The sequence below is a fragment of the Candidatus Binatia bacterium genome, from assembly GCA_036563615.1.
GTDB lineage: Bacteria > Desulfobacterota > Binatia > UBA12015 > UBA12015 > DATCMB01.
This window is the reverse complement of record DATCMB010000023.1, coordinates 332,448-358,351: the sequence shown is the minus strand read 5'-3', so window position 1 is coordinate 358,351 and position 25,904 is coordinate 332,448. Positions and strand designations below refer to the sequence as shown.

18 protein-coding genes are annotated in these 25,904 nt (G+C 70.8%); 8 read left to right on the top strand and 10 right to left on the bottom strand.

Annotation, left to right across the window (positions count from 1 at the left end):
• Window positions 1-58: 58 nt before the first annotated feature.
• A complete protein-coding gene (locus tag VIS07_22740; protein ID HEY8518341.1) occupies window positions 59-1,375 on the top strand; it encodes an acetyl-CoA hydrolase/transferase C-terminal domain-containing protein in 1,317 nt (438 codons plus the stop codon).
• A 250-nt stretch (window positions 1,376-1,625) separates the two neighbouring features.
• Complete coding sequence (locus VIS07_22735) at window positions 1,626-3,236, top strand: hypothetical protein (protein HEY8518340.1); 1,611 nt, start codon at window positions 1,626-1,628, stop codon at window positions 3,234-3,236.
• Between the two features lie 146 nt (window positions 3,237-3,382).
• Here the strand turns inward: VIS07_22735 and VIS07_22730 are convergent, their stop codons facing one another.
• Entirely contained in the window at window positions 3,383-3,757 is a 375-nt protein-coding gene (locus VIS07_22730; protein HEY8518339.1) for a hypothetical protein, read from the bottom strand.
• Window positions 3,758-3,898: 141 nt separating this feature from the next.
• Complete coding sequence (locus VIS07_22725) at window positions 3,899-5,791, bottom strand: CocE/NonD family hydrolase (protein ID HEY8518338.1); 1,893 nt, start codon at window positions 5,789-5,791, stop codon at window positions 3,899-3,901.
• A 180-nt stretch (window positions 5,792-5,971) separates the two neighbouring features.
• Between VIS07_22725 and VIS07_22720 the strand changes: the two genes are divergently transcribed.
• Window positions 5,972-6,955, top strand: coding sequence for a DinB family protein (locus VIS07_22720; GenBank protein ID HEY8518337.1), 984 nt, complete (start codon window positions 5,972-5,974; stop codon window positions 6,953-6,955).
• A gap of 49 nt (window positions 6,956-7,004) precedes the next feature.
• Here VIS07_22720 and VIS07_22715 read toward each other — a convergent pair whose 3' ends face one another.
• Window positions 7,005-7,790, bottom strand: coding sequence for an AraC family transcriptional regulator (locus VIS07_22715; protein ID HEY8518336.1), 786 nt, complete (start codon window positions 7,788-7,790; stop codon window positions 7,005-7,007).
• 27 nt (window positions 7,791-7,817) lie between these two features.
• The gene (locus VIS07_22710) at window positions 7,818-9,041 is read right to left on the bottom strand and encodes a hypothetical protein (protein HEY8518335.1); all 1,224 of its coding nucleotides are present in this window, start codon (window positions 9,039-9,041) and stop codon (window positions 7,818-7,820) included.
• 236 nt (window positions 9,042-9,277) lie between these two features.
• Here VIS07_22710 and VIS07_22705 point away from each other — a divergent pair, with 236 nt between their 5' ends.
• Window positions 9,278-9,805 carry an N-acetyltransferase gene (locus VIS07_22705; protein HEY8518334.1) on the top strand — a complete coding sequence of 176 codons (528 nt, stop codon included), beginning with the start codon at window positions 9,278-9,280 and terminating at the stop codon, window positions 9,803-9,805.
• Window positions 9,806-9,825: 20 nt separating this feature from the next.
• Here the strand turns inward: VIS07_22705 and VIS07_22700 are convergent, their stop codons facing one another.
• The 3 genes from VIS07_22700 to VIS07_22690 form a co-directional block, all read right to left on the bottom strand.
• Window positions 9,826-10,383 carry a hypothetical protein gene (locus VIS07_22700; GenBank protein ID HEY8518333.1) on the bottom strand — a complete coding sequence of 186 codons (558 nt, stop codon included), beginning with the start codon at window positions 10,381-10,383 and terminating at the stop codon, window positions 9,826-9,828.
• On the bottom strand, window positions 10,380-11,114 hold the full coding sequence (locus VIS07_22695) for a hypothetical protein (GenBank protein HEY8518332.1): 735 nt from the start codon (window positions 11,112-11,114) through the stop codon (window positions 10,380-10,382). Before VIS07_22695 ends, VIS07_22700 begins: the two co-directional genes overlap by 4 nt.
• A 144-nt stretch (window positions 11,115-11,258) precedes the next feature.
• Window positions 11,259-11,786, bottom strand: a complete 528-nt coding sequence (locus tag VIS07_22690) for a hypothetical protein (GenBank protein ID HEY8518331.1) — start codon at window positions 11,784-11,786, stop codon at window positions 11,259-11,261.
• A gap of 158 nt (window positions 11,787-11,944) precedes the next feature.
• Here VIS07_22690 and VIS07_22685 point away from each other — a divergent pair, with 158 nt between their 5' ends.
• The 3 genes from VIS07_22685 to VIS07_22675 all read left to right on the top strand — a co-directional run bounded on the left by VIS07_22685 (window position 11,945) and on the right by VIS07_22675 (window position 15,685).
• Complete coding sequence (locus VIS07_22685; protein ID HEY8518330.1) at window positions 11,945-14,068, top strand: AAA family ATPase; 2,124 nt, start codon at window positions 11,945-11,947, stop codon at window positions 14,066-14,068.
• 62 nt (window positions 14,069-14,130) lie between these two features.
• Window positions 14,131-14,685: a hypothetical protein gene (locus VIS07_22680; protein ID HEY8518329.1), complete on the top strand. Its 555-nt coding sequence runs from the start codon at window positions 14,131-14,133 to the stop codon at window positions 14,683-14,685.
• 166 nt (window positions 14,686-14,851) lie between these two features.
• A complete protein-coding gene (locus tag VIS07_22675) occupies window positions 14,852-15,685 on the top strand; it encodes an acyl-CoA thioesterase (protein HEY8518328.1) in 834 nt (277 codons plus the stop codon).
• A gap of 45 nt (window positions 15,686-15,730) precedes the next feature.
• Here VIS07_22675 and VIS07_22670 read toward each other — a convergent pair whose 3' ends face one another.
• The 3 genes from VIS07_22670 to VIS07_22660 are packed head-to-tail and all read right to left on the bottom strand — an operon-like array spanning window position 15,731 to window position 24,733.
• Entirely contained in the window at window positions 15,731-19,969 is a 4,239-nt protein-coding gene (locus tag VIS07_22670) for an alpha/beta fold hydrolase (protein ID HEY8518327.1), read from the bottom strand.
• Window positions 19,966-21,450 (bottom strand): metallophosphoesterase, encoded by a 1,485-nt coding sequence (locus VIS07_22665; protein HEY8518326.1) that lies wholly within the window; start codon window positions 21,448-21,450, stop codon window positions 19,966-19,968. The genes VIS07_22670 and VIS07_22665 overlap by 4 nt, the downstream gene beginning before the upstream one ends.
• 22 nt (window positions 21,451-21,472) lie before the next feature.
• On the bottom strand, window positions 21,473-24,733 hold the full coding sequence (locus tag VIS07_22660) for an adenylate/guanylate cyclase domain-containing protein (GenBank protein HEY8518325.1): 3,261 nt from the start codon (window positions 24,731-24,733) through the stop codon (window positions 21,473-21,475).
• 378 nt (window positions 24,734-25,111) lie between these two features.
• On the opposite strand from VIS07_22660, the gene VIS07_22655 reads away from it, so the two are divergent.
• Window positions 25,112-25,843, top strand: a complete 732-nt coding sequence (locus tag VIS07_22655) for a hypothetical protein (GenBank protein HEY8518324.1) — start codon at window positions 25,112-25,114, stop codon at window positions 25,841-25,843.
• Window positions 25,844-25,904: the final 61 nt, after the last annotated feature.

Genomic DNA, 25,904 nt, shown 5'->3' with positions numbered 1-25,904 from the left:
CGGGCGTCGGACACGCCGCGACTTGCAGCCGCGGGATGCGGCCGGCTAACCCCGGGCCATGGCAGCCCCATCGGCAGCAGAATGGCGGAGCCGTGCGTCGTCCGCGGAGGACGTCGTGCGGCTCGTGCGCAGCGGCACCAACGTCTTCGTGCACGGCGCCTGCGCGACGCCGACGCCGCTGCTCGCCGCGCTCGCCGAGCGCAGCGACCTCGAAGACGTCCGCCTCTACCACCTCCACACGGCGGGCGACGCGCCGTTCGCGCGGCCCGAGGTCGCGGGACGGCTGCGCTCGGTGTCGCTCTTCACCGGCCCCGCGCTGCGTCAGCCGATCGCCGAGGGACGCGCGGACTTCGTGCCGATATTCCTCTCCGACATCCCGTGGCTCTTCACGTCCGGGCGGATCCCGCTCGACGCGGCGCTCGTGCAGCTCTCGCCGCCCGACGCGCACGGCATGTGCTCGCTCGGCACCTCGGTCGACACCGCCAAGGCCGCGGTCGATGCGGCGCGCGTCGTCCTCGCCGAGATCAACGAGCAGATGCCGCGCACGCTCGGCAGCGGCGTCGTACCCTTCTCGCGGGTCACGGCCTTCGTGCACACCAACCGTCCGCTGCTCGAGCACGTGCCGGAGCCCGAGGGTCCGGTCGAGGCGCGCATCGGCGAGGTGGTCGCGGCGCTGATCGAGGACGGCTCGACGCTGCAGATGGGCATCGGGACGATCCCCGACGCGGTCCTCACCCGGCTGCACGACAAGCACGACCTCGGCGTCCACACCGAGATGTTCTCCGACCGCCTGATCGACCTCATCGAGGGCGGCGTGGTCACGAATCGCCTGAAGAAGGTCTTCCCGCAGCGCACGGTGACGAGCTTCGTCTCGGGAACGAAGCGTCTCTTCGACTTCGTCGACGACAACCCGCAGATCGAGTTCCTCACCTGCGATCTCACCAACGACACCGCGCTGATCCGCAAGAACGACCGCGTGGTGGCGATCAACTCGGCGCTGCAGGTCGACCTCACGGGGCAGGTCTGCGCCGACTCGATCGGGCACCGGATCTACTCCGGCATCGGCGGTCAGATGGACTTCATGCGTGGTGCTGCGCTGTCGCGCGGCGGCAAGCCGATCCTCGCCTTCCCGTCGACGGCGGCGGGCGGCAAGGTGTCGCGCATCGTCGCGGCGCTCGAGCCCGGCGCCGGCGTGGTGACGACGCGCGGCCACGTCCACTGGGTCGCGACCGAGTACGGCGCCGTGAACCTGCACGGCATGACGCTGCGCGAGCGCGGCGAGGCGCTGATCGCGATCGCGCACCCCGACTTCCGCGCCGAGCTGGCGCGCGAGCTCGCGGCGATCCGCTACTTCGAGGTGCGGCTGCCGGCGTGACGGAGCGCGGGCGCGTCGGATGGCGCCGCCTCACCGTCGCGACGTGCGGGAGCTCGCCGCTCGCGAGGCCGATTCAATTTCGTGCTTGAGGGTCTCTCGGAGCCCGCTCGCGACGTGACGCACCGCGCAGCCCCTCCATCGCGTCTGCGAAGTTCTTGCAGCGCCGCACGAGCGGAGTGGGGCAATTATCCACATTGACCACCATGGGCAACGACCACCAAACTACGCGCCTTTGAAAGGGATCACGATCATGCGAACCACCTCTTGTCGTCCTCGCCTGTGTCGCCCAGGCTCGTTCGTCGTCGCCCTCGGCGTGCTCGCGCTCGCGTCGACGGCGCACGCGCAGGCCGTCCTCGAGAACCCCGGCGACGGCACCCCGCAGAGCGGCATCGGCATGTTCTCCGGCTGGGTGTGCGACGCCGAGTCGGTCGTCATCGAGATCGACGGCGGCGCGCACGTCGTCTACCCCGCGTACGGCACGTCGCGCAGCGACACCGAGTCGGTGTGCGGCGACAAGAACAACGGCTTCGGCGCGCTGTTCAACTTCAATCTGCTGGGCGACGGCGAGCACACGGCCGTCGCCAAGGCGAACGGCGTCCCGTTCGCGACGCACACCTTCAAGGTGACGAAGCCGACCGCGGAGCCCTTCGCGACCGGCCTCGAGGCGTCCTACCGGGTGCCGTTTCCGCCGGGCAAGGTCGTGCGGCTCGTCTGGCAGGAGGGCACGCAGAGCTTCAGCATCGCGCCCGACGACGCCCAGACGACGAGCAAGGCGTCGAGCACCGCGTCGCCGTCGGCGACCACGGTCGGCGTCTTCGAGAACCCCGGCCCGGGCTCCTTCGTGAGCGGCGTGGTCGTGTTCTCGGGCTGGCTCTGTGACGCGAAGAGCGTCGAGATCGTGATCGACGGCGACAAGCACATCTTCCCGGCCTACGGCACGTCGCGCCGCGACACCGAGGGCATCTGCGGCGACGCCAACAACGGCTTCGGCGTCCTGTTCAACGCGAACCTGCTCGGCGACGGCGAGCACACCGCGGTGCTCCTCGTCGACGGCGAGCCGTTCGACACCCGGACCTTCACCGTCACGGTGCCGGCCGGCGAGTTCATCTCCGACCTCACGGCGTCGTTCCGTCTGCCCGGCTTCCCCGATGCGACGAGCGACGTGATCGTCGACTGGCAGACGGGTCTGCAGAACTTCGTGATCTCCGCGAAGCAGCCGACCGCCGGCCCGACGCCGACGGTCACGCCGAGCGGCACGCCCGTGCCCACCGCGACGCCTGGTCCGAGCGGCTCCCCGAGCCCGACGGGAACGCCCGGTCCGAGCGGCACGCCGGGTCCGACGGGCACGCCGGGTCCGACCGCCACGCCCGGCCCGACGCCGCCCCCGGGCGCCTCGCCGACCCCGACGCCGGACGGGCCGTTCTGCGGCAACGGCGTGGTCGACGAGGAGCTCGGCGAGGAGTGCGATGGCGAGGCCGGCATCTCTCCCGACGACATCACCTGCTACGACCTCTACGGCGCGTCCGATCTCGACTGCACGGGCGAGGTGAAGTGCACGAGCGACTGCAAGTACGACGGCAGCGCGTGCGACTGCCCGTGCTTCGAGGACTTCGACTGCTGGATCCCGTTCGACCACGAGATCGATTGCTCGCCGACGTACTGCCCCGTGGCGTGCAGCGGCATCGACCCGGAGGACGCCGCCGACTGCGAGTGCTTCGTCGACTACGGGATCTGCCTGAACGGCAGCTGCGTCACCACGCCGGTCGATCCCGCGCTGATGAACACGATCTGCTTCGGCTACGAGGACGGCGACACGGACTTCCCGCGCTGCGACTACTGCGAGTTCTTCTTCGACGAGTAGTCTTCTCCGCTCGCACCGCGTCGTGAACGGTGCGAGCACGAACGACGACGGCCGCGTGAGCCTCGGCGCTCACGCGGCCGTCGTCGTTTCCGGGGCCGCGAGCCGCCGAGGAGCTCGCGGCGTGTCCGCGCGGAGCGCGGCGTAGGTCACAGCGCGGGGATCTGCTCCAGGACGTTGTTCCCGCTGCCGACCACCGACATCGAGCCGCGGACGTTCTGCTTGCCGCCGGTGAACTCGATCCGGCAGTGCCCGCTCTGGAAGGCGGGTTCGACGGTGCTGACGAAGCACACGGAGCCGGGGCTGAGGTTCGTGCAGATCGACACCGGGTTCACTGGGCCGACGAAGGGGACGATCCGCACGGTCACCGACTTGATCGGCTTGCTGCCGACGTTCACCGCCTCACAGGCGAACCCGACGGTGTTCGTTCCGCGGAACATCACCGGCGTTGCCAGCATGCCCGCCGCGGCCGGGGTCGCGAGCGCGACGACGAGGGTTGCTGCCAGGAATGCTCTTCCGATCACTGGGACTCTCCTTTCCGCGGCGTGGCATTCTCCCGCCGCCCGTTTCGAGTCGTCCAGCAGACCGGCGTCGTCAATAGGGATTTTTACGCGCGGCGGCGGGGCGGCGCACCAACGCCCCGCCGCCGCGCGTGGCCCGACGCGCTACTGCGCCTCGACGATCGGCAGCCGCAGCTCGAGGTTCGAGACCTCGATCGAGAACGTGCCGTTCGACGGCCGGGCGTACGGCGCGTCGCGACCGAGCAGCTCGAGCCGCGGCACGTGGCCCTCGGCGAAGTGCCAGCCGTTCGCGTGCAGCTGGAAGGTCTGGCGGCCGTTCGGCGCGGCGGGGTCGATGCGGTACAGCGCGCGCGCGATCAGCGTCTTCGTGTTCGACGCGGGATCCACGTCGACGAGACGCGCGGCGATGTACGCGTACTCGCCGGTCACGGTCAGATCCGCGGTCACGGTCGGCGAGCCGAGCAGCGTGAACCCTTCGCCGGTGACCGTCGGCAGGTCGTAGGTCGCGACGCCCTCGCCCTCCGGCTCGCCGGGTGCGGTCGTGCACGCGAGCCCGCCCTCGACCGGATCGAAGGCCTGCGCCACCGCGGGGTTGCCGCCGGTCGAGAGGATCGTCTGCGGCTCCGCCGAGCGGTACTCGACCACGCCCGGGTGGAGCGCCTCCCAGGTGTCGGCGACGTACGGTCCGCCGCTCGGCTCGCTGGGCGGACAGGTCTGCGTGAGCGCCGTCACGCCGAGCGTCGGCTGCGGTCCCGTCCCCTTCACATAGTGCTCGAAGAACTCGTAGATCCGCTCGCGCAGCAGGAGCACGTCGGAAGCCTTGCTGTTCGAGCGCGGGTGGCCGACGTCGAACAAAAGAAGCGCGATCGGATACGACGGGTAGAGCGAGCGCGCGAGGTTCGCGTAGCGCAGGGCCTCGTCCGCCGGGAAGATGTCGTCGGTGAAGCCGTTCGCGATCAGCACCGGCGCCGGCTCGACCTGCTCCGCGCCGTAGGCGCCCGCGAGCAGGTAGTACGGCGAGCGGAAGCGCGTGAAGTGCTCGGTGATCCGCGCGTCCTCGACCGGGTCGTACGGCTCGCCGGCCGACACGTACGCGAACCAGTTCACGACGTCGGCGTCCGGATCGCTGCCGGGCGCGGCGTAGTAGCCGAAGAGCGCGCCGACGCCGAACAGGCCCGTGTTGATCGACTGCTTCTGCACGCCCGGCGGCACCACGTCGGCGTCGATCGGCGTGATCGCGTCCGTGCGCGTGCGTCCGTTCGGGCGCAGCGAGTAGCCGAGATCGCTCCAGCCGGCGAACGGCGCGGCGGCAGCGAGCGACAGCGGCGTCCCGCCGGGCGACGTCCACGGCGCGAACGAGCCGTCGGGATTCATGATGCGGTTCTTCAGCGTCGCGAGCGCGAGCGACACGCCGGCCCCGTACGACTCGCCGGTCGCGCCGATCCGCTCCGGATCGACGATGCCCTCGTCGACCAGCAGCCCGACCGCGTGCTGAACGTCGCGCACCTCGTAGCGGTAGTCGTCGAGCCGGATGTAGCCCTTCGCGCAGGCGTCGGGGTTCACCGCGCGCGAGTCGGGGGTGCCGCACGAGTTGCCCCAGCCGCGCGCCGCGAACTGCAGGACCGCGTAGCCGTCCTGCGCCCACTGCGTCGCGGTCGGACCGCCGTACTGCCCGTCGTTGGGTCCGCTCGGCGGGGCGCCCCAGCCGTGGTTCTGCACGACCAGCGGGTAGCCGCCGTCCGGCCCCGACACGGGCACGGGCGGCAGCGTCACCCACACCGCGAGCGGCACGCCGTCGAAGCTCCGGAAGCGCAGGTCGGCGCCGCCTGGGCCGTTGTTCATGTCGCCCTGGCAGACGCGCACGCCGTCGGCCTCGGTGACGCACGGGATCGCCTGCCCGCTGATCGTCTGCCCTTCGAGCACCGCGGTGATGATCTGGTTCGAGGACGAGTCGCTGTCGCTGCAGGCGCTCACGAGCGCGAGCAGGGTCGGCAGCAGGAGGATCTTCAGAACGGCTCTGAGCTTCGTCTGGTGCACGGCGAGAACCTTTCGACGTTGGTGGATCGTTCGTGACGGCGCGCGACCTTGGCCCACTTCGCGCGGGCGTTCAAGAACGAACGTGACGGAGAGCGGCACGAGCCGAGACGGAGGGTCGCCGCGGCGCATTTCCGCCGTTGCGTTCAAGCGCGTCCGCCGGGCGCGCTGCAAGATGCCGGCATGGACGCCAACGCATCGCAGGCAACGCAACGCGCGGACGGGCGCACCGGCGGCACGCTCGACCCCGCGCACGCCCTCGCCGCCACCGCCCGGGTGAACGCCCCGATCTTCCTCGGCGAGCTCGCGAGCGACGTGCCGCTGCTCGTGGGCGCGCTCGCCGTCGACCGGACCCGTCCGCGCACCTGGGAGCGCCACGATCACGGCGACGAGCTGCTGCTCGTCCTGTCGGGGCGCGTCACCATGACGCTGCGCGCCCCGGATGGCGCGGTGGAGCGGCTCGAAGCGAAGGCCGGCGACGTGCTGCTGATCCCGCAAGGCAGCGCGCACCGCGGTGAGCTCTGCTCGGACACGGCTTCGGTTCTATTCTTGACACCGCGCAGCGGCACGCGCGAGTGGGCGGACGGGCAGACGCCTCCGCCGCCGTCCGTCGCCGACGTCCCGACTTCGACGGACCGCCGCGATCGCGCCGACGACGTGGATCTCGACGACGCCGCGCGCGCGCCGTTCGTCGCGCTGCTGCGCTACAAGCTCTGGGCGGACGAGCATCTCCTCGCAGCGCTGCTCGCGCGCCCCGAGCTCGAAGCGGAGCCCCACGCCGTGCTGATCCGCGAGGTGATCGGGCACTACCATGCCGTCGACCGGATCTTTCAGGCGCATCTCCTTGGCACGGAGCACGGCTTCACGAGCCCGCGCCTGCCGGAGACCGCGACGTTCGCCGAGCTGAGCAAGGAGGTGGCGCGCGTCGACCGCTGGTTCGTCGACTACGCGCTCGGCGTGGACCGCGCGGCGCTCGCCGAGCGTCTCTCGGTCCGCTTCACCGACGGCGCCACGAGGGTGCTGACCCGCGCCGACGTGCTGCTGTACGTCGTGCAGCACGGCACGTACCACCGCGGCAACGTCGGCGTGCTGATGCGCATGCTCGGGCTCGAGCCGGCGCCGGATCGGTTCATCGACTACCTCGACGAGCGCGAGCCGCGCGGCTGAGCGAGCGCCGGTGCTACGTTGCGGGCGCTCGGCGTAGCGGCGCGTAGCGTCACACGCGCGCGGGCGCGCCGCCGAAGTGCAGCGACGCGAAGGCGCGCTGCGGCGCCATGCCGAACTGCGCGTGGAAGACGCGGCTGAAGTGCGCGCCGTCCGCGAAGCCGGCGTCGACCGCGGCGGCGGTGAGCGAGGCGCCCTGCCGGATGCGCTCGACCGCACGCCGCAGGCGCCGCCAGCGCAGGTACGCGCGCGGCGTGAGCCCGGTCTCGCGCAGGAACACCTCGCGCAGGCGACGCTCGGACAAGCCCGAGCGCCGCGCGAGACTCGTCAAGCATATCTCGTGCGACGGCGTGGTCGCGCCGGCGTCGAGCAGCGCGCACATGCGGCGCACGGCGGGGTGGCGTGGCGCGCTGGGGCGCGGGGTGCTGTTTGGTCCGAGCGCGTGCGACAAGCGTCGCGCGAGCTCCTCGGCGGCGTCCGGCGAGAGCCGATCCACGGGCGCACCGTCCTCGGTGAGCGACGACGACGCGGCCCCCGCCTGCCCATCCTGTGCCTGCGCGACCGGCAGCGGCGCGACCGCACGCCAGCGCGGATCCTCGCCGTCGATCCACAGCACCGCCGCGCGCGCCGCGTCGCCGTGCTCGTGCACCTCGTCCGGCCGGATCACCGCGAACGTCACCTGCCGCGGCGGCTCCTCGCGCGTCCGCAGCGCGATGCCGTCCGGCACCCACATGATCTGTCCGGCGTGGTGCGCGTGCGGCTCGGAGCGCAGCAGCGGCCCTACGTAGAGGAAGTGCTCCTCCAGCGTGTAGAGCGTCCCCGACAGGCCGGGCGGCATGCCGGCCAGCGTAGCGTCGCTGCGGCGTCAATGGGACCGCGCCGAGGCCACGAAGTCTTTCACCGACACCGCACCGTCGTCGAAGCGCAGCTCCTCGACGAAGTAGAGCTTCTTCGTCTCGTCGCGGCGCGTGAGCACGACCTCGCTCAGATCGTCCGTGTTCGAGGCCAGCGCGTAGTCGGCGCGCGCGCCGGGGAGCACGACCGCGTCGTTCCCCTCGTCGCCCCACACCTCGTCGTTGCCGAGGCCGGGCAGGAGGACGTCGTTGCCGGCCGCTCCATGGATCACGTCGTCCCACGCGCCGCCGCCGTCGCCCGCGAGGACGTCGTCCGACAGGCCGCCCCAGATCGGCATGCCCTCGACCTGCGCTGCGAGCGATCCCGCCGAAGACCAGCCGATCTGATGGTAGGTGTTGTCCGCGCTGTCGCGGAAGATCAGGTAGTGGTAGCTGCCGTCCGCGCCCTTCGCGGGCCGGAGGATCAGATCCTCGTCGAGCTGGCGGATCGACTTCTTCCACCCGGGCGGCAACACGGCGGCATCGAACGCCGCACCGACCTCGTCCTGATCGAGCTCGCCCGAGGCGTGCATGATGTACTCGTTGCCCCACTCGTCAACGACAAAGTACAGGTCGAGCGGTACGGCGCCCGGCGTGTCCGGCGGGACGCCGTCCTCGTTGGCCCAGAACTTCATGTACTGGCCCTTGAAGTTGGCGGTCACCTTGACCACGCCCGCGAGCGGCGTCGTCACCAGGTTGCCGGCGTAGTACGCGTTCACCGCAGGAAGCCCCGTGTAGTCGGAGCGTCGGTAGGGCCACATCGCGCTCTTCGCCGACGACATCGCGGCCCAGGTGTAGCCGTCGCTCGTCGTCACGTAGCGCGTGACCCCGTCCGGCTCGCCCGGCGAGGCGATGAACGACGACTGGTTGAACTGCAGGTTGCGGGTCGTGTTCTTCAGGTACGGCTGCGGCGGCTCGTAGTCCGGCCACACGTCGTCGGGCACCTCGGTGTCGCCCGGCGCGTTGGGATCGTCGGCGCTCTTGTAGGTCGCGAGCGGCTCCTCGGGCGCGGTCATCACCGTGCTCGCGTCGACGATCTCGTGCGCCTCCTCGAGCAGGTTCCACTGGATGTCGTCGTCCGACGACGAGTCCGCGTTGCTGCACGCGGCCACGAGCGCGAGCAGCAGCAGCCAGCGCATCGGCGAGCCGGCGCACGGCCGCCTCACGTCGAGCGTCGTGTCGTTCGAAGTCGTCATGCGTCCTCCGCACAAGTCGCCTCGGCGGCGCCGAGCCGGGGCCTGAGCTGCCACTACCGACCTCATCGGCAGCCTGACTGACTTTCGGCAGTCAAAATGCCACTTTTTCGCGGCGCGCGACTTCGATCGTTCCCGACCGTCCGCTTCACGCCTTGCCTTCGAGGAACGCCCCGGCAAGGCGCATCGCGGCTGCGCGGAGGCTCGAACGCCCCATGTCGGAAGCGTAGGATCTCGCGATGACGATCCGCCCCGAGAGCCCGCGCGACGTGGCGGCGATCCGCCGCGTGAACGAGCTCGCCTTCGGACGGCGCGCCGAGGCCGACATCGTGGACCGCCTACGCGAGCGCGCGCGTCCGATCGTCTCGCAAGTCGCGGAGGACGGCGGGGAGATCGCCGGGCACATCCTGATCTCGCCGGTGACGCTCGCGTCGCGGCCGGACCTGCTGCTGATGGGCCTCGCGCCGCTGGCCGTGATGCCGGAGCGCCAGCGGCAGGGAATCGGCAGCGCGCTCGTCACCGCCGGGCTCGAGGAATGCCGCAGCCTCGGCGCCGCCGCGGTCGTCGTGCTCGGGCACGCGGCGTACTATCCGCGCTTCGGCTTCCGGCCCGCGTCGCTCTTCGGTCTACGCTCCGAGTACGACGTCGCGGACGACGTCTTCATGGCGCTCGAGCTTCGCGACGGCACGCTCGCCGGAGTCTCCGGTACCGTGCGCTACCACCCCGCGCTCGACGCGGACGCCGGCGGGTCTCGCCAGCAAAGCTGAGCGCCGGACGTCGGGCCGCGTCACCCGTGCGCAGCGGGCGGAGCCGGCTCCTCGACCGGCGCGTAGCGCTCGAGCGTGAAGAAGCTCGGCGTCGGCACCTGCGCGACGCCCAGATCCAGATAGCTCCACCCGAGCAGCAGATCCGCGCTTCCTTCGTTCAGCGCGACGATCGGATCGCGCAGCAGGCGTACCGGGTCAAACGAAGCATTTCCGCCGAGGCCGTAGTCGAGCAGCAGGCCGCGGTCCGCGCCGTGCGGCATGCGGTAGCCGCGCGGCTCGACGACGCGGAAGTGCCCGAAGCTGAACGGACGGCCGTTCTTGACGAGCGGCTCGATCGGGCCGCGCAGGCCGGTCTGGCGGATGCGCACGTTCCAGCCGCGCACGAAGGGCGCGCCCGGGTCGCGATGGAACGCCTTGACGAACGTCTTCCACGCGAGGCGGTCGACGAATTCGGGCAGGCCGAGGCTCGTGCCTCGGTACTGCCAGCCGGCGAGCGCGTCGGGCTCGACGCGGTGGCCGCGCGCGAGCAGCTCGCGCAGCGTGCGCCGGTCGGCGCCGAGCAATTCTTCGGCGGTCATTGCGACGCCGCGGCCGGCGACGGGAGGCGGCACGGCGCGAACGTCAAGCGCCCTTCGCGCCACGCGCGCCACGCCTCGCGCGGCGTTGCGGGCTGCATCGCGCACCAGCGGAGGTGGGCGAGGAACGAGATGTCGGGGTCGTTGGCCTCATCGGGCGGCAGCGTGATCCCTTCCTGCAGCGCGCGCTCGACCACCTCGAGCAGCGTCTCGTGGTAGCGCTCGTAGACGCAGAGGTTCCTGAGCCGGCGGTGGCGACGCGTGTGCTGCTCGACGACCGCACGCGCGCGGTCGCGCAGCTCCTCGAGCGCGCCGGGGTACGCGGTCAGGATCTGCATGTCGTAGACGAACTGCAGGCCGTCGTGGTGCGTGCCGAGCAGGTGCGTCATGAGCCGCTCGGGGTCGCTCAGCAGACCCGAGAGGTCCCACGGCACCACCGAGCCCTCCCACAATAGAAAAGGAAAGCGGAGCCAGCGCCGCTCGAGGAGCCGGGCCCAGGGATCGTCGCGCACCGGGAACTCGGTCGTCGTGCCGATCGTCTCGGAGCGAAAGACGATCCGGTGCCACATGCGCAGCACGCCGAGCTCGATCTGGAACAGATTCGGCACCGGGTCGACGATGCCGCTCGCACGGATCGCGTCGAGCGCGCGGGCGATGCGGCTCGGGCGGATCAGCACCAGGTAAGCGTGCCAGGGAAAGCGCTGCGCCGTGCTCGCGGTTGCGGACTCGTGCATCCTCGCTCGCGTCGTCCCTACCAAAGGGGTGCGCTCGGGCAAGGCAGCGCGCATGCGCTGCGCACGGCGCCGTCCCGCGTTCGGCTGGCAGAAAAGATCAATCGCTTGTCGGATCCGATCATCGACGGACCACCGTCTGTAACGCTATAAAGTTGCAGCCGTTTTTTGGCCCGCATCGTCCCACATCGTGATCCTTCCGGCGAGGCGGCCTTTTCTGCACGCGAGGGAATAGCGAGGGATCTTCGCCCGTATGTCCGACCAGCAGATCACAACGGCGACGATCCTCTTCACCGATCTGGTCGGATCGACCGCGGTGCGCACGCAGATCGGTGAGGCGGCCGCCGAGGAACTCCGCCGCACGCACGATCGTCTGCTCACCGACGCCGTCGCCGCCCACCACGGAACCGTGGTGAAGAACACCGGCGACGGCATCATGGCGACCTTCTCCGGCGCCGCGGACGCCGTGAGCGCGGCGGTCGCCATGCAGCAGGCCGTCGATGCACACAGCCGGCGGAGCTCGGGGCCATCGCTCTCGGTGCGCATCGGCATCAGCCTGGGCGACGTCACCTGGGAGGGGAACGACTGCTTCGGCGTGCCGGTGATCGAGGCGGCACGCCTGTGCGCCACCGCCGAGGGCGGCCAGATCCTGGTCGCCGAGCTGGTGCGGCTCACCGCGCGCGGCCGCGGCGGTCACACCTTCACGCCGATCGGTCCCGTGGTGCTGAAGGGGCTACCCGAGCCGGTCGTCGCCTGCGCCGTCGCCTGGGAGCGACAAGCCGAATGCGGGCATCCCGCTGCCGCCGCGGGTCGCGTCGCGACCGGCGTTCTCGATGTTCGGCCGCAGCAAGGAGCTCGAGGCCCTGAAGAGCGCCTGGGCGAAAGCGAGAGACGGTCAGCGCCAGATCGTGCTGCTCGCGGGCGAACCCGGGATCGGCAAGACGCGCCTCGCGATCGAGACCGCACGCGCCGCCCACGCCGAGGGCGGCACGGTGCTCTTCGGCACGTGCGACGAGGACGTCGGGATGCCGTACCGGCCGTTCGTCGAGGCGCTGCGCCACTACGTCGCGCACGCCTCGGAGGAGACGCTCGCGACGCACGTCGCGAGCCACGGCGGAGAGCTCACGCGCATCGTCCCCGAGCTCGCGCGGCGCGTGCCGAACCTTCCCGCGCCGCAGAAGGCCGAGGCGGAGACCGAGCGCTACCTGCTCTTCGAAGCGGTGACGGGCCTGCTCTCGGCGGCGTCGCAGGAGAGCCCGATCGTGCTCATCCTCGACGACCTGCACTGGGCCGGGATGCCCGAGCTACTGCTCCTCAAGCACATGATTCGCGCCGCGCTGCCGATGCGGCTCCTCGTGATCGGCACCTACCGCGACACGGACCTCATGCGCACGCATCCGCTGACGGCGGTGCTCGCGGACCTGCGGCGTGAGAACGAGGTCCGGAGACTGTCGCTCCAGGGGCTCGACGACATGGCGGTGGAAACGCTCGTTCGCGCGGTGGCCCGCCACGACCTCGACGAGTCCTGGATCTCGCTCGCGCACGCCATCCGACGCGAGACGGAGGGCAACCCGTTCTTCATCGGCGAGGTCATTCGCCATCTCAGCGAGAGCGGCGCGTTCTTCCAGGAAGGCGAGCGCTGGAAGTACCGCGGCACGATCGAAGCGCTCGGCATCCCCGAAGGCGTGCGCGAGGTGATCGGGCGGCGTCTGAGCCGTCTCTCCGAAACCACGAATCGGATCCTGAGCCTCGGCGCGGTGATCGGCCGGCAGTTCGACGTCGCGCTGCTGTCGAGAGTCGCCGAGACCAGCGAGGACGCGGTGCTCGACGCGCTCGACGAGGCGACGGCGGCGGCGCTCGTACGCGAGGTGACGGGCGGCCAGTTCGTCTTCCGCCACGCGCTGATCCGCACGACGCTCTACGAGGAGCTGAGCGCGACGCGGCGTGCGCGACTGCATCGTCGGGTCGCCGAAGCACTCGAAGATCTGGTGCAAGGAGCGCCCGACGCACGCGTCGAGGAGCTCGCGTACCACTGGCTCGCCGCGACGGAAGCGGTCGACGCGGCAAAGGCAGTGGCGTACGCGCGTCAAGCAGCCGAGCGCGCGCTCGCGGGTCTCGCGTTCGAGGAGGCGGCCGAATACTACGAGCGCGCCCTCGGGGTCTGGACGCCACGGGATCGCGCAGGCGAAGCGCTGCGCTGCGATCTGCTGATCGGTCTCGGCGATGCGCAGCGTCGCGCCGGGAACCCGCAGTATCGCGCGACGGTGCAGCAGGCGGTCGACGCAGCACGCGCGCTCGGCGACGGCGAGCGGCTCGCGCGCGCGGTGCTGACCACGGCGCGCCCCGGCGGCTTCAACGCCAGCAGCGACGTCATCGACCGCGAGCTGATCGCGCTCTACGAGGAGGCCGCCGCAGCCCTCGGCGACGGCGACAGCCTGTTGCGGGCGCGTGTCCTCGGGCAGCTCGCCGTCGAGCTGCTCCACACCCACGAGCAGGAGCGCAGAAACTCGCTGACGCGCGAGGCGGTCGCGATCGCGCGCCGGATCGGAGACCGCCTCGGGCTGGCGCAGGTGCTGGTCCTGCGCATCGTCGCGATCAGCAACCCGTTCACGCTCGCCGAGCGCTTGACGCTCCTCGAAGAGCTGACGTCGCTGGCAGAAGAGCTGGGAAATCGCGAGCTCGCGTGTAGCGCGGCGTACCACCGCACCGTGGCGCTGCTCGAAGCGGGCGACATCGCCGGAGCGGAGGCTTCACTCGCAGAGCTCGAGCGCCTCGCGACGGAGCTCCGCCAGCCCTTCTTCGGCTGGGTCGCCCGCCTGGGCGCCGCGATGCTCGCGGGCTTGCGAGGAGACCCTGACACGGAACGGCTGGCCATCGCGGCCTTCGAGTTCGGGGTTGCCGGCGGGCAGCCCGAAGCCGCCACCGCCCTGGGGGGGCAGCTCTTCATCTGCGGCTGAACCAGGGCCGGCTCGGCGAGTTCATCGACGGGCTGCGTGACCAGGTCGAGAGAGCCCCGGACGTGAAAACCTGGCGCGTCGCCCTGGCGCGGGCGCTCACGGAGACCGATCGGCTCGACGAAGCGCGCGAGCAGCTCGCGATCCTCGGCAGCGACGGGTTCGAACAACCGGTCAACTGGCTTTGGTCGGCCTACATGGTGGCCCTGAGCCACGCCGTCGCGGATCTGAACGACCGTACGACCTCGGCGATTCTCTACGAGCGGCTCCGCCCGGTCGCGGGACAGGTGTGCCAGCAGGCCGGCGTGCTGATCTCCGGGGGCTCGTTCGGGACGTACTGCGGCAAGCTCGCCGCCTGTCTCGGCCGCTGGGAGGAAGCGGACGCCCACTTCGCCGCGTCCGTGGCGATGAACGAGCGGATCGGCGCCCGCCCGCACGTCGTGCGCGCTCGCCGCTCCTGGGCGCAGATGCTGGTCGAGCGCGATGCCCCCGGCGACCGCGAGCGCGCCGCCGAGCTGATCGCCACCGGACGCGCCGAGGCCGAGCAGCTCGGCATGGCGCGCGAGCTCGAGCTCTTGGAGCGGCTCACCACGAGGCTGGCGAGCACGACGGCCACGTGAACGAGCGCCCTGCGGTGCCGGCGCCGGCATCGGCGTCGGTGCAGGAAGGGCGCTCGGGTCTCCTTTGGCTTGACACCCTACGTACCGACGCGCGGCCCGTCGCTCTCGGAATCCGAGCAGCCGACACTGGCGTCAGACGCGTGGTCGCATACCCTGGACGGACGCCATGAGTTCCGTCGTCCCACCCCTCACCCACGAGCTCTTCGACCTCCGCGAAACCCACAACCCGCACCGCTGGGTCCTGCCCGTCGAGACGCGGATCTGCGTCGGACCGCCGGAGAACAAGTTCCTGTTCGGCGGCGTCGGGCTCGCCGCCTCGATCGCGGCGATGGAGCGCACGACGGGACGCCCCGCGATCTGGGCGACCGCGCAGTACCTCGCCTACGCGAAGCCCGGCGAGTACCTCGACGTCGACGTGATCGTGCCCAAGCAGGGCAAGCACGTGACGCAAGCGCGCGTCGTCGGGCACGTCGGCGACCGCGAGATCCTGACCGTCAACGCGGCGCTCGGCGCGCGTCCGCAGAACGTTTCCGCGCAGTGGGCGCAGATGCCGGACGTGCCGCCGCCCGACGAGTGCGAGCCGATGCCGCACTTCGACGCCCAGACGCGCGACCTGCACCACCAGTTCGACATGCGCGTCGCGAAGGGGCGCTACGGAAACAAGCGCAAAGGCGAGCTGAGCAAGGACGGCCACGCGGTGCTGTGGGGACGCCCGCGAGAGCGCCGTCCGGTGACCTCGGGCCTGCTCGCGATCATCGCCGACTACGTGCCGTCCGCGACCGGCCACGCGCTCGGCCGCCTCGCCGGCGCGAACAGCCTCGACAACACGATCCGCATCCGCGAGCTGCGCGAGACCGAGTGGATGTGCTGCGACATCCGCATCCACGGCGTCCACGCGGGCTTCGTGCACGGCCGCATGCACATCTTCGCCGAGGACGGCACGCTGATGGCGACCGCGAGCCAGTCCGGCATCCTGCGCCTGTGGGACGAGGACGCCTGAGGCGTCCTCGTCCCCACGGATGACAAGCAGAGAGATCCGGACCGCCTAGCGCACGCCGATTCTTGCTGGCGGGACACCGCCCAGCGCCTTCACGAGGTACGGGAAGACGTCGTCGGAGGCGTTGCGACCGACGAAGAAGTCCATGTGCGCGTAGCCGGGGAAGACCTTGCGCGCGTACGTGCCGTTCGGGTTCACGTGGCGAAGCCACTCGAGCGTGATGAGCGAGCTCTCGGGCGTGAAGATCTGGTTCAGCTCGCCGGCGATGAACGTGATCGGGACGTTCGCCAGGTTGCGATGGTTCGGCAGGTAGACGTCGCGACCGTGGCGATCGACGGCGCGACGTCGCTTCATGATCTCGACGATCTGCTCGAGCGGTGCGGCGTAAGCGGCGCCGAACCACTCGAGGAGGGCGTTGTGCGTGGCGGCGTTGAGCTGGGCGTGCGCCCACGACGGTCCGAAGACCGCGAAGACCCGGCGGCAGAGCGGGTTCAGGCACTCCTCGCCGGGCGGCACGGGCACGCCCCAGAGGAACGCGTCGATCGTTCTCGACTCGGTCGTCGTGCTCGAGCGGAGATCGATCTGCTCGACGCCGAAGGTGTCGCGCAGCACGCCGAGGACGTCGAGATCGATCTTGACGCCGTTCAGCCAGTTGGAGACCGGGTGCAGCGTCGTCTGCGAGCAGACGGCGCGCGCGATCTTGCTGCACAGGCCGCCCGATTGCCCGGCCTCCGGCCGCAGCAGCGCCATGAGGAAGCTGAGCGAGCCCACGCAGTGCGCGATGACGTTCACCTGCGGCCGACCGGCGATGGCGCACACGTACTCCACGGCGGCCGGCCAATCGTACTGCGCCAGATCGTCGACGGTGAACGGTGATGGCGTGGGAAGCGCCGGGCTGCCGCGATAGTCGAGCAGCCAGACGTCGTAGCCCGCGGCGTGCAGGTACTCGACGAGATTGGTGTCCACCGTGTCGGCGGCGAACGACGACGCCGCCACCATGAAGCCCGGCGCGAGGACCACCGGGAGCAGCTTGCCGCTCGCGTTGCTCGGAGCTTCGTAGCGCGTGAGCTGGATCTCGCCGCCGTCGGCGGTGGTGAGCGGATGTTGCTCCGGCGCGAGCGTCGACGGACGCAGCGCGCGCCGCGGGCGCACGGCGTCGTCCTGCGCGGGGAAGTTCTCGAGGTCGGCGAGGAGGCCGCCGTAGGCGCGCATCACGACCTCGCCGAAGAGACCGGCGAGCTCGGCGAGGAAGTACGCGTTCACCAGCCCGACGATCCTGTCCCAGCTCGCGTCCCAGACCCCTAGGCATTTGAGTAGGCTCTGGAGGCGACCGATGACGCTGTCGGCGTTCTGGGTCGCCGTCATCGTCGTGGCCTGCGCAGCGAGATCCTGCAGCGAGAGACGCAGAATGCCGTGCCGGGTCGGCTTGCCGGCCTGCGTGACGGTCACGAACAGCGTGGTCAGATCCGTCCACGGCGTCGACCCCGAGCGGCGCCGGAGGATCTTGTAGCCGTCAAGCATCGTGCCGCCCATGCCGGCCTTGGCCGCAAACTCGAGGTGATAGGTCATCACCCAGGTCTCGACCCGATGAGGATCGGCTTGCAGCAGCTCGAGGTAGCTCCTCTCCGGGCGCACCTCGAGGGGCTCGGGGCTCACGTCCGGGCACGTCACGGTGCCGGTGATCTGCCATCGGTAGGCCTGCCGCTCCGCGTCCGACATCGGCGACCGCGGCTGGGTCGCGCGGGTGTGCAGGTCGTTCGTGGAGATCGTGAGCTCGGCGACCATGTACGCGCTCGCGCCCGCGGCCTGGCCGTAGCGGCTGGCGATCTCGAACGGATCCGAGATCGCGTCGATGTTCTCGATCTGCGGCGGACGGTCCTTTGGCGCGTGCGACGGGTCCGTCGGCTGGTGCGGACGATCCTTCGGCTCGTGCGGAAGTGGCACCGCCGAGACCCACCCGCTCATCCGTTCCGTGAACGAGAACGACGGGCTGAAGCCCGCCGGCAGGCGCTCCACGAGGCGCAGGACCTGCCCGGCGACGGCTTCCTGGAGACGCGACTTCTCGCTCTCCGGCGAGCTCGGAGAGGACAAGCAACGCAGGAGCGCAACTGCCGTCGTCGCCAGCGGCATGAGGAAACGTGCTTCGAGATCGTCCATGATCTCGGTCGTCTTCTGCTTGACGAGCTCCTCCTTGGCCTGGGCGTCGATCACGGCGCCATCGCCTGGCAAGGCTGCGAGAGCGGCGCTCACGGCCGTCTCCGCCTCGGCGGCGACCCACGGCCGCAGGAGCGTCATGAGGTAATCCTTGAGCTTTTCCTGAGCATCGTCGAGCGCGAGCGTAGGGGTCATCGGCCGCGTTTCCGAAGCTGCGACCGGCGCGACGCTCGCCGCCGGTGGCGCCGCGACGCTCGACGTCTGCTGGAGCTGCTGCAGCACGAACTCCGCCGTGCGCTCGGCGAGCGCGGTGATCGTCAGCAGCGGATTGACGCCGAGCGCCGTCGGGATGATCGAGCCGTCGCACACGAAGAGCGACGGGTAGACCTCGGTGCCCGCGCCGGTGAACACGCGCCCCTGGTGATTGACGACACCCTCCGCGCCGTTCTCCGCCATCGGACAGCCACCGAGCGGGTGCACGGTGATCAGCTGGCGACCGAGCGCGTCGCTCCACAGCGGATCGGGCAGGAAGTTGCCGCGCAGCACCTCGTTGACCTTGCGCAGCGTACGGTCGTCGCGCCGGAAGACGCGCTCCTTGCCCGCGCCCGGCCAGCGCACGCGCACGCGGTCGTTCTCGAGCACGAGCCGGCCGCTCGCGTCGTCGCGGCTCATGACGAGGTAGCTCAGCGTGCGGCTGAGCGGTCCGCGGTACGCCTGCTCTCCGATGCCGGCGGGATTCTCGCGGATGGCGGTGGCGATCGCTTGCGCGTCCTGCAGGCGGAGGCGTCCGTCGCCGTAGCGAAAGAAGTCGCCGGCGAGCGCGTCACCGAAGAATCCGAGCGCCGGCGCGACCTCGGCGAACGCGCCCGGGATCACGCCTTCCTCGATGATGCAGCCCGCATCCTCGGCCGCGGGCGGCTCGTTCGTGCGCGCGTCGAGCTTCTTGCGCGCGTCGATGAGACCCGCGATGCACGGGCCCGGTCGCAGCCACGCCTCGCGCGCGGGCTCCGTCGTCGTGCCCGGCGTCAGACGGCTGCCGGCGCCGACCGCGTACACCGGCTGGCGGTGGTCGCCTGCCGCCGCCAGCAGTCCTCCATCGTTCGCCGGCCAGTCGAGATCGTAGCCCCACGCCAGCGCGTCGCCGTTGGTGGAGAAGCGCGCGCCGAGCTGGTCGGAGACGGCGAGCCCCTTCGCCTTCGAGCGCAGGAGGATCTCGGTCGAGCCGAGCGTGCCGGCGCCGAGGACGACGCTGGATGCGCGCACGGTCAGAGGGCGCGCGGTCGAGCCGGCGCAATCGAGAAGCTCGACCTGCCAGGTCCCGTCGACGAGCGCGACCGACTCGACGCAGGCCATGGTGAAGATCTCCGCCCCGTGCTTCTTCGCGCCGGGGAGGTAGTTCATGAGGGTCGTGTTCTTCGCGCCGTAGTTGCATCCCGTGACGCAGTCGCCGCACAGCACGCAGGCCTCCTGCGGGACGCCGAAGGCGTTCGGCTTCTTCTCGAAGCTCACGTTGATCGGCGGGCACGAGAACGGCAGGCCGAGCGCCTTGGCCGCGGTCTCCATCGCCGCGACCTTCGGCAGCTTCGGGTAGCCGTTTCCCGCGGGCGAGCGGTCGCCGTTGGGCTGCGGATAGGGATTCGACCCGAGGCACTGCTCGGCTTTGCGGAAGAACTCGTCGAGACGAGGATCCGCCGCGATCTCCTTCGGCCAGGGCGGCTGGGTGAAGACGGCCGGATCGGGCCGCAGCGCCACGTTCGCGTTGATGAGCGAGGTTCCGCCGAGGCCGCAGCCGACGAGCACGCTGACGTCGTCGCCGATCCGCAGGTCGAAGAGCCTGGCGGAGTTCTTTTCCGGATAGTCGAGCGTGTCGGTCCTGATCTGCGTCTCGCTCCAGACGTCGGTGAGCGTGCTCGGATAGCTCGGTTGGGCGTCGTCCCCCCACGCCTTCGGCAGGATCTCGCGGCCGCGCTCGAGGACGCAGACGCGCTTGCCGGCGCACGCGGCGCGATAGGCGACGACCGCGGCGCCGTAGCCGGAGCCGACGACGACCAGGTCGTAGCTGGCGCCGTCGGCGAGCGCCGACGCCTGCCGCGACAGCGGGAAAGGAGCCGGTGGCGTCTTCTCCGTCGTCATCGCACACCTCCGATCACGCCCGCCCTCGGCAGGTCGAAGCGCTCGATGAGCGCGCGCTGCCGGGCGACGAACGCCTGGCTCACGGCGGCGACGAAGTCGCGAAACGCTTGCGCCGTCGTCGGGGCGGCGAGCGCGTGCTCCACGGCGGCGCGGAGCGGGTTGCCCGCCGGATCGGCGCCGCTCGTCGGCACGTACACGCCGCGCTTGCCGTCGCCGTCGACCGTGCCGTCGAGCGGCTGGTGGAAGAGCCGCACCGCGACGACGTTCAGGTCGTCGTCGACGAGCACGATCGACGCGCCCTCGCGCGACGACATCGTCGGCTCGTCCAGCACCCAGCCGCCGGTGTTGAAGACCCGCACCGGACGGGCGTAGCGCTCGAGCGCGATCGCGTCCTGGAACGGCTTGTGGGTGTGCCCGAAGACGAACGCCACGTCGTCGATCGTCGCCCCGGGCATCCGCTCGAGAGCGGCGTCGATCTGATTTCGGAGCGGGACGTCGAGATACCAGCGCAGGCCTTCGACCGTGTCGTCGGTGAGGGGCTTCGCGTAGCTGTTGCGCTCGAGGTCGCCCATGCGCTCGACGGTGGCGTCGAGAACCGCGTGCAGGATGCGCTCGGCCCACGTGCGGACGAGCGGCTCGCCGCCCATCGGCAGGTGCGGCAGCAGACGGGTGGTGAGACGCTTCGCGAGCTCGCTCGTCAGCTCCGCGTTGGCGGCCGCGTCCTGGAGCTGCTCGTAGAGCCGCTGCATCTCCTTGCCGAGCGCGCCGGTGTCGCCGAACGTCGACCAGACGAAGTCGATCCACGGCGCGTTCTCGGCTTCGAGGTCCTCGATCGTGCGCACGCCCGGCCCGCCGAGCCGCAGGAAGCGGCGGACCTGGGACATCAGGCGGTACATCGATTCCACGAAGTGGCCGTGCGAGAAGACGATGCAGCGACCCGAGCCGTTGGACAATCCAAAATTCGGGTACGCGACGTAGACGTCGCCCTCGTCGTTCTTCGTCACCTGCCGCAGCAGCGTGGTCAGGAGCCGCGACTTGGGATACGCGTCCCCGTCCGCAGCCGGCTCCGCGAACAGCCGCGTCACGGGCTTCATCGTTTCGAGCTTCCCGTGGCGAAGCTTCTTCACGTAGTGCTCCTCGAGCGCCCACTGCCAGATCATGTGGTCGTGGTTGCCGGGGATGACCCGCAGGTCGGGCGCGAGCGGCGTCGGCGGCACGAGCAGCGCCTCGACGAAGCGCTGGAAGCCCTTGGCGACGTCGTCGAGCGGGCTCAGCCCGAGGTCGAGGAGGTCGCCGTGGACGAGCAGCTGCGGCGGCGACGTGGCGCTCGTCGGCAGACCCGCGATGAGCTGCCGGAGCGCCGCCGCGAAGGTGGTGAGGACGGGGCCCGGCGCCTCGAGGTCGCGCTCGGTCGGGGTGAGGATGCTGTAGTCGGCGCCGAGGTGCAGGTCGGAGAGGCAGACGTAGCGCAGGTTGGCCATCGCGCGTCCCCCTTGCAGCGTGTCAGTGTGGCGCGGCGTTCATGGTGCTCGCATGCGTCGTCTGGGCGAGGATCTGCCCGGCGGTGCGCAGATCGTCGAAGTCGAAGCCTTCGCGGAACCAGCCGTAGACCGGCTCGAGCACCGCACGCGCTTCGGACGCGCGGCTCTGCGCGAGCCGCAATCGAGCGAGCGCCGTCGCGGCGCGCAGCTCGAAGAGCTTCGCCCCCTGCTCGCGCGCGACGACGAGCGCCTGCTGGAAGCGGGTCTCCGCCGCGTCGTGCTCGCCGCGCGCGAAGAGCACCTCGCCGATGATGCGATGCAGGTCGGCGTCGAAATGCCGCTGACCGCGCGCGGCCGCGTCCTGCAGCCCGCGCTCGGCCGCGGTGATCGCGTCGTCGTCGAGTCCGACCTCGAGACAGGCCTCGGCGACGAGCCACTGGACCGGCGGCGGTGCGACGCCGCGTCGGCTCGCCTTGCCGATCAGCCCGACGCAGGCCTGGAGCTCGCCGTACGCGTCACGCTCGCCGGTGGCGAGACGGGCTGCTGCGTCCCACGTGCGAGCGAGGATCGACCACGACGGGAAGCCCTCCGCGTCTGCGATGGCGATCGTCTCGGCGGCGCAGGCGCGTTGTGCGCGGCGATCGCGGAGCTTCGTGTACGCGCAGCAGGCGTAGAACACCGCGTGCGCCAGGCTGAACGGGCTGCCGAGCCGGCGCGCCAGAGCGATGGCTTCCTCCGCCTTCGCGGCGCCGCGGTCGAGGAAGCCGAGCGCCAGCAGGTTGAGGCTGGTCACCGCCAGAGCGGCCGTGCGCGGGTCTCCCGCCATGGCGACCATCGGGTGGTGCCGACCCATCTGGTAGAGCGCGAGGATGCGCTCGTTGCGCTGCAGGGAAGACGCGAATCGCCCCTGGTAGTACTGGATGACCCCGAGCGCGCGGTCGGCGAGCAGCTGGAGATCGGTTTCGCCGGTTTCGCGCGCGAGCTCGTCGAGCCGGGTCGCGAGCGCGTCGGCCTCGGCGAGACATCCGGCGTTGTGCTGGAACACGGAGAGCCCCCCGAGCGCGAAGCCGATGCCGCGCAGATCGTCCACCTGCTCGTAGAGAGCGCGCGCCCGCTCGAAGGCTCGTTCGACCTCGGGATGCGCGAACCCCGCGCTGGCGATCAGCGAGGCGCCGAGGCTCACGTGCAACGCCGCCTCGCGGCGCAAATCGCCCGCGCCCTCCTCTTCGCGCTTGCGGAGCAGCGCGATGGCCTGGCGGAAGTGGCGGATCGCCTCCTGGTGCGCCGACGCCGACTGCGCCGCGTCGCCCGCCTCCTGGTACGCCGCCGCCGCTTCGTCGAGGCGTCCCGCCGCTTCGGCATGGCGCGCGAGCACCTCGGCTTCGGCCTGTCGCCCGGCCGCGCGCTCGGCGAGCAGCACGTCGGCGACGCGCCCGTGCAGACGCTGGCGCGTGCGCCGCAAGAGCGAGCCGTATGCCACCTCCTGCACGAGCGCGTGCTTGAAGGTGTAGGTCGCGTCCGACGCATCGCCGCGCACGAACACGAGCTCGGCGTCGACGAGCTCCGCGAGCCCGCGGCGCAGCTCGACCTCGTCGATGTCGCCGATGGCCTCGAGGAGTCGATACGAAAATTCGCGTCCGAGAACGCAGGCGGTCTGCGCCACGCGCTTCCCCGACGGCAGTCGGTCGAGCCGCGCCATCAGCGAGTCCTGAAGGGTCGCCGGAATGTGTCCTTCGGCCTCGGCGTGGTCCGCTTCGGCGACCGCCTGGACGAGCTCCTCGGCGAAGAGCGGCACGCCATCGGCGCGCTCGACCACCGCGTCGACGAGGCGCGCGTCGAGATCGCGCGGCATCGCGTCGCGCACGAGCGTGAGCGTCTGCTCCTTCGTGAGACGTCCGAGCGTCACGGTGGTGAACGTCGCACGCGCCGGCCAGGACGGCGTGAACTCCGGCCGCGCCGTGCACAAGAGCAGCAGGCGCGTCGTCTCGCTCTGCGCGATCAGCCTTCCGAGCAGCTCCAGCGACGAGGGATCGCACCACTGCAGATCCTCGACGAGCAGCAGGATCGGCTGCATCTCGCTCATGCGCCGGTTCCACGCGGCGAGCGTGTCGAGCGTTCGCTGGCGCTTGACGTCGGAAGCGAGCGGCAACCGGCGGTAGCCGGCGCTCTCCGGCAGCTCGAGCCATTCGGCGAGCAGCGCGGGCTCGTCGCCGGTGAAGCCGGCCCGCTCCAGACCGAGGCGCAGCTTCTCGAGCTTGTCGGCGGGCTCGTCGGTCGGCAGGAAGCCCAGCGCCTGCGCCGCGAGCTCGATCACCGGCCAGAACGCCGTGCCAGCGGTGAACGGGCTGCAGTGGCATTCGATCCAGGTGTGCGGCTCGCCGCCGAGCTCGTCGCGGAGCTGCGCGCAGAGCCGCGACTTGCCGATCCCCGCTTCGCCGACGAGGAAGATCGTCCGCCCCGTGCCCGCGACGACGTCTTCCCAGGCGCGCGTCAAGCGAGCGAGCTCGCGCTCGCGCCCGACGAAACGCGTCCGCCGTCGTTCGAACGCGAGCCGGCTGCGCACGCCGCCGCTCGGCTGGACGACGCGATAGAGCGTGACCGGATACGGCACGCCGCGCAGCTCGTGCGGACCGCGGTCCTCGACGATGAACAGGCCCGCCACCAGACGCTGCACCGCGCTCGACACGAATACCGAGTTCGGCGTCGCCGCCGCTTGCACCCTGGCGGCCACGTTCGGCGTCTCGCCGAAGACGTCGGGCCCGTCGCCGGCGTCGGTGACGACGGTGAGGCCGGCGTGGATCCCGACCCGCACGGACAACGCCTCCAACGTGCCCGTCGCACGCATCTCGTCGAGCATCGCCAGGCCGGCGCGCACCGCACGCTCGGCGTCGTCACCGTGGGCCCGCGGATAGCCGAAGAGCGCGAGCACACCGTCGCCCATGTACCTGACGACGTGCCCTCCGAAGCGCCCGATCACGCTCGCCATGGCCTCGAGGTACTGCGCGACGAGGTCGCTCCACTCCTCGGGGTCGAGCCGCGTGCTCAGCTCGGTCGAGCCGACGAGGTCGGCGAAGAGCACCGTCACGTGGCGGCGCTCGCCGTCGGAGCGTGCCGTCGGCTCCGGGCGGGTGGCGAGTGCGGCGCCGCACTCGCCGCAGAAGCTCGCTGCGGCGGCCACGTGCCCGCCGCAGCGCGGACACCGTCGCGTCAGCGCCGCACCGCAGCCGCCACAGAACTTACTGCTTGACGGGTTCTCGCGTCGACACGCGCTGCAGTGGGGCATCAGGGCTCGCTCGGTCCGAGGGCGCGACACCGCAGGGTCGCGCCGGTGGTGCGTCGGCGCAGCTCGTCACACCGGTTTCCCACGCCAAGAAGTACTTTGTTCATTACGCCCCTGTCGAACGTGTTAGTCTCGCGACTACGAGCTGGTCAAGCAGTGCGTAGCGACCGGCGGCCCGCTGCCGCAAAGCTCTTCGATTGATTGTTTCCGACAAAAGATTGATTTTCGACGACAGGCGCCGTCGGCGAGCGTTTTCCCACAACAAAAAACTTGCTGACGCGCTCCGCATGGCGCTACTGCGCCTCTCGCAGGGCACACGGACGCCGAGCGCCGTCGTTCGCCACGACCGCGCGCGCGCCCGGTCGATCGCAGGAGGCATCGATGATCATGCGCTGGAGAAAGCTCTACACCCTGGCCTTCGCCTCGAGCCTCGCGCTTGCGGCGATCTTCGGCGGCGCGCTCGCGAGGACGGCCAGCGCCGACATCGGGGACACGGATCCCCTGTTCCAGTGCACCGAGGGCAGCTCCGCGGATCTCGGCGACGTCAAGCTTTCGCCGGGGCTCACCACCAAGAACGGGAAGGTCACCCTCTCGAGCCAGCTCGCCAGCCTGGGCGCCTGCGCCGCCGACGAGGACGACCTCGACGAGATCGCGACCAGCTCGAAGTTTGGCGTGAAGAAGACCGCTGCGGGGGGCCGCCTTCCGGTCACCGGAGCCACGGCGAAGCTCAAGCTCACGTTCTACGGCGACTGCCTCGGCATCGGCCTGCCCAACGACCCGTCCGCGACGGGTGAGTACCCGCGGATCTACGGCACGGTGGACGTGCAGTGGATGAGCGGTGCGACCAAGATCACCGGGCTCAAGAGCACGATCTTCGGGACGCTCGAGCTGGATGGCCTCACCGCAACCCTCTCGGGGATCGTCACCAAGGGCGCCGGCGTCGGCGGCACGGCGACCCTCACCGCGCAGCTCGAGCTGAAGGCCGACGGCAGCGACGACGCGAACCGCAACGGACTCCCCGATTTCCTCGATTGCGCGATCGTCGCCGACGACACGGCCAAGTCGAAGGCGCTCGACCTGCTGGGGCCGCTCTTGCTCGAAATCACCCTCTGACTTCGATCTGAGCTCGGCGATTGGCAGCGTCGCCGGGCTCAAGCGACGCCGGGCGGTGCGA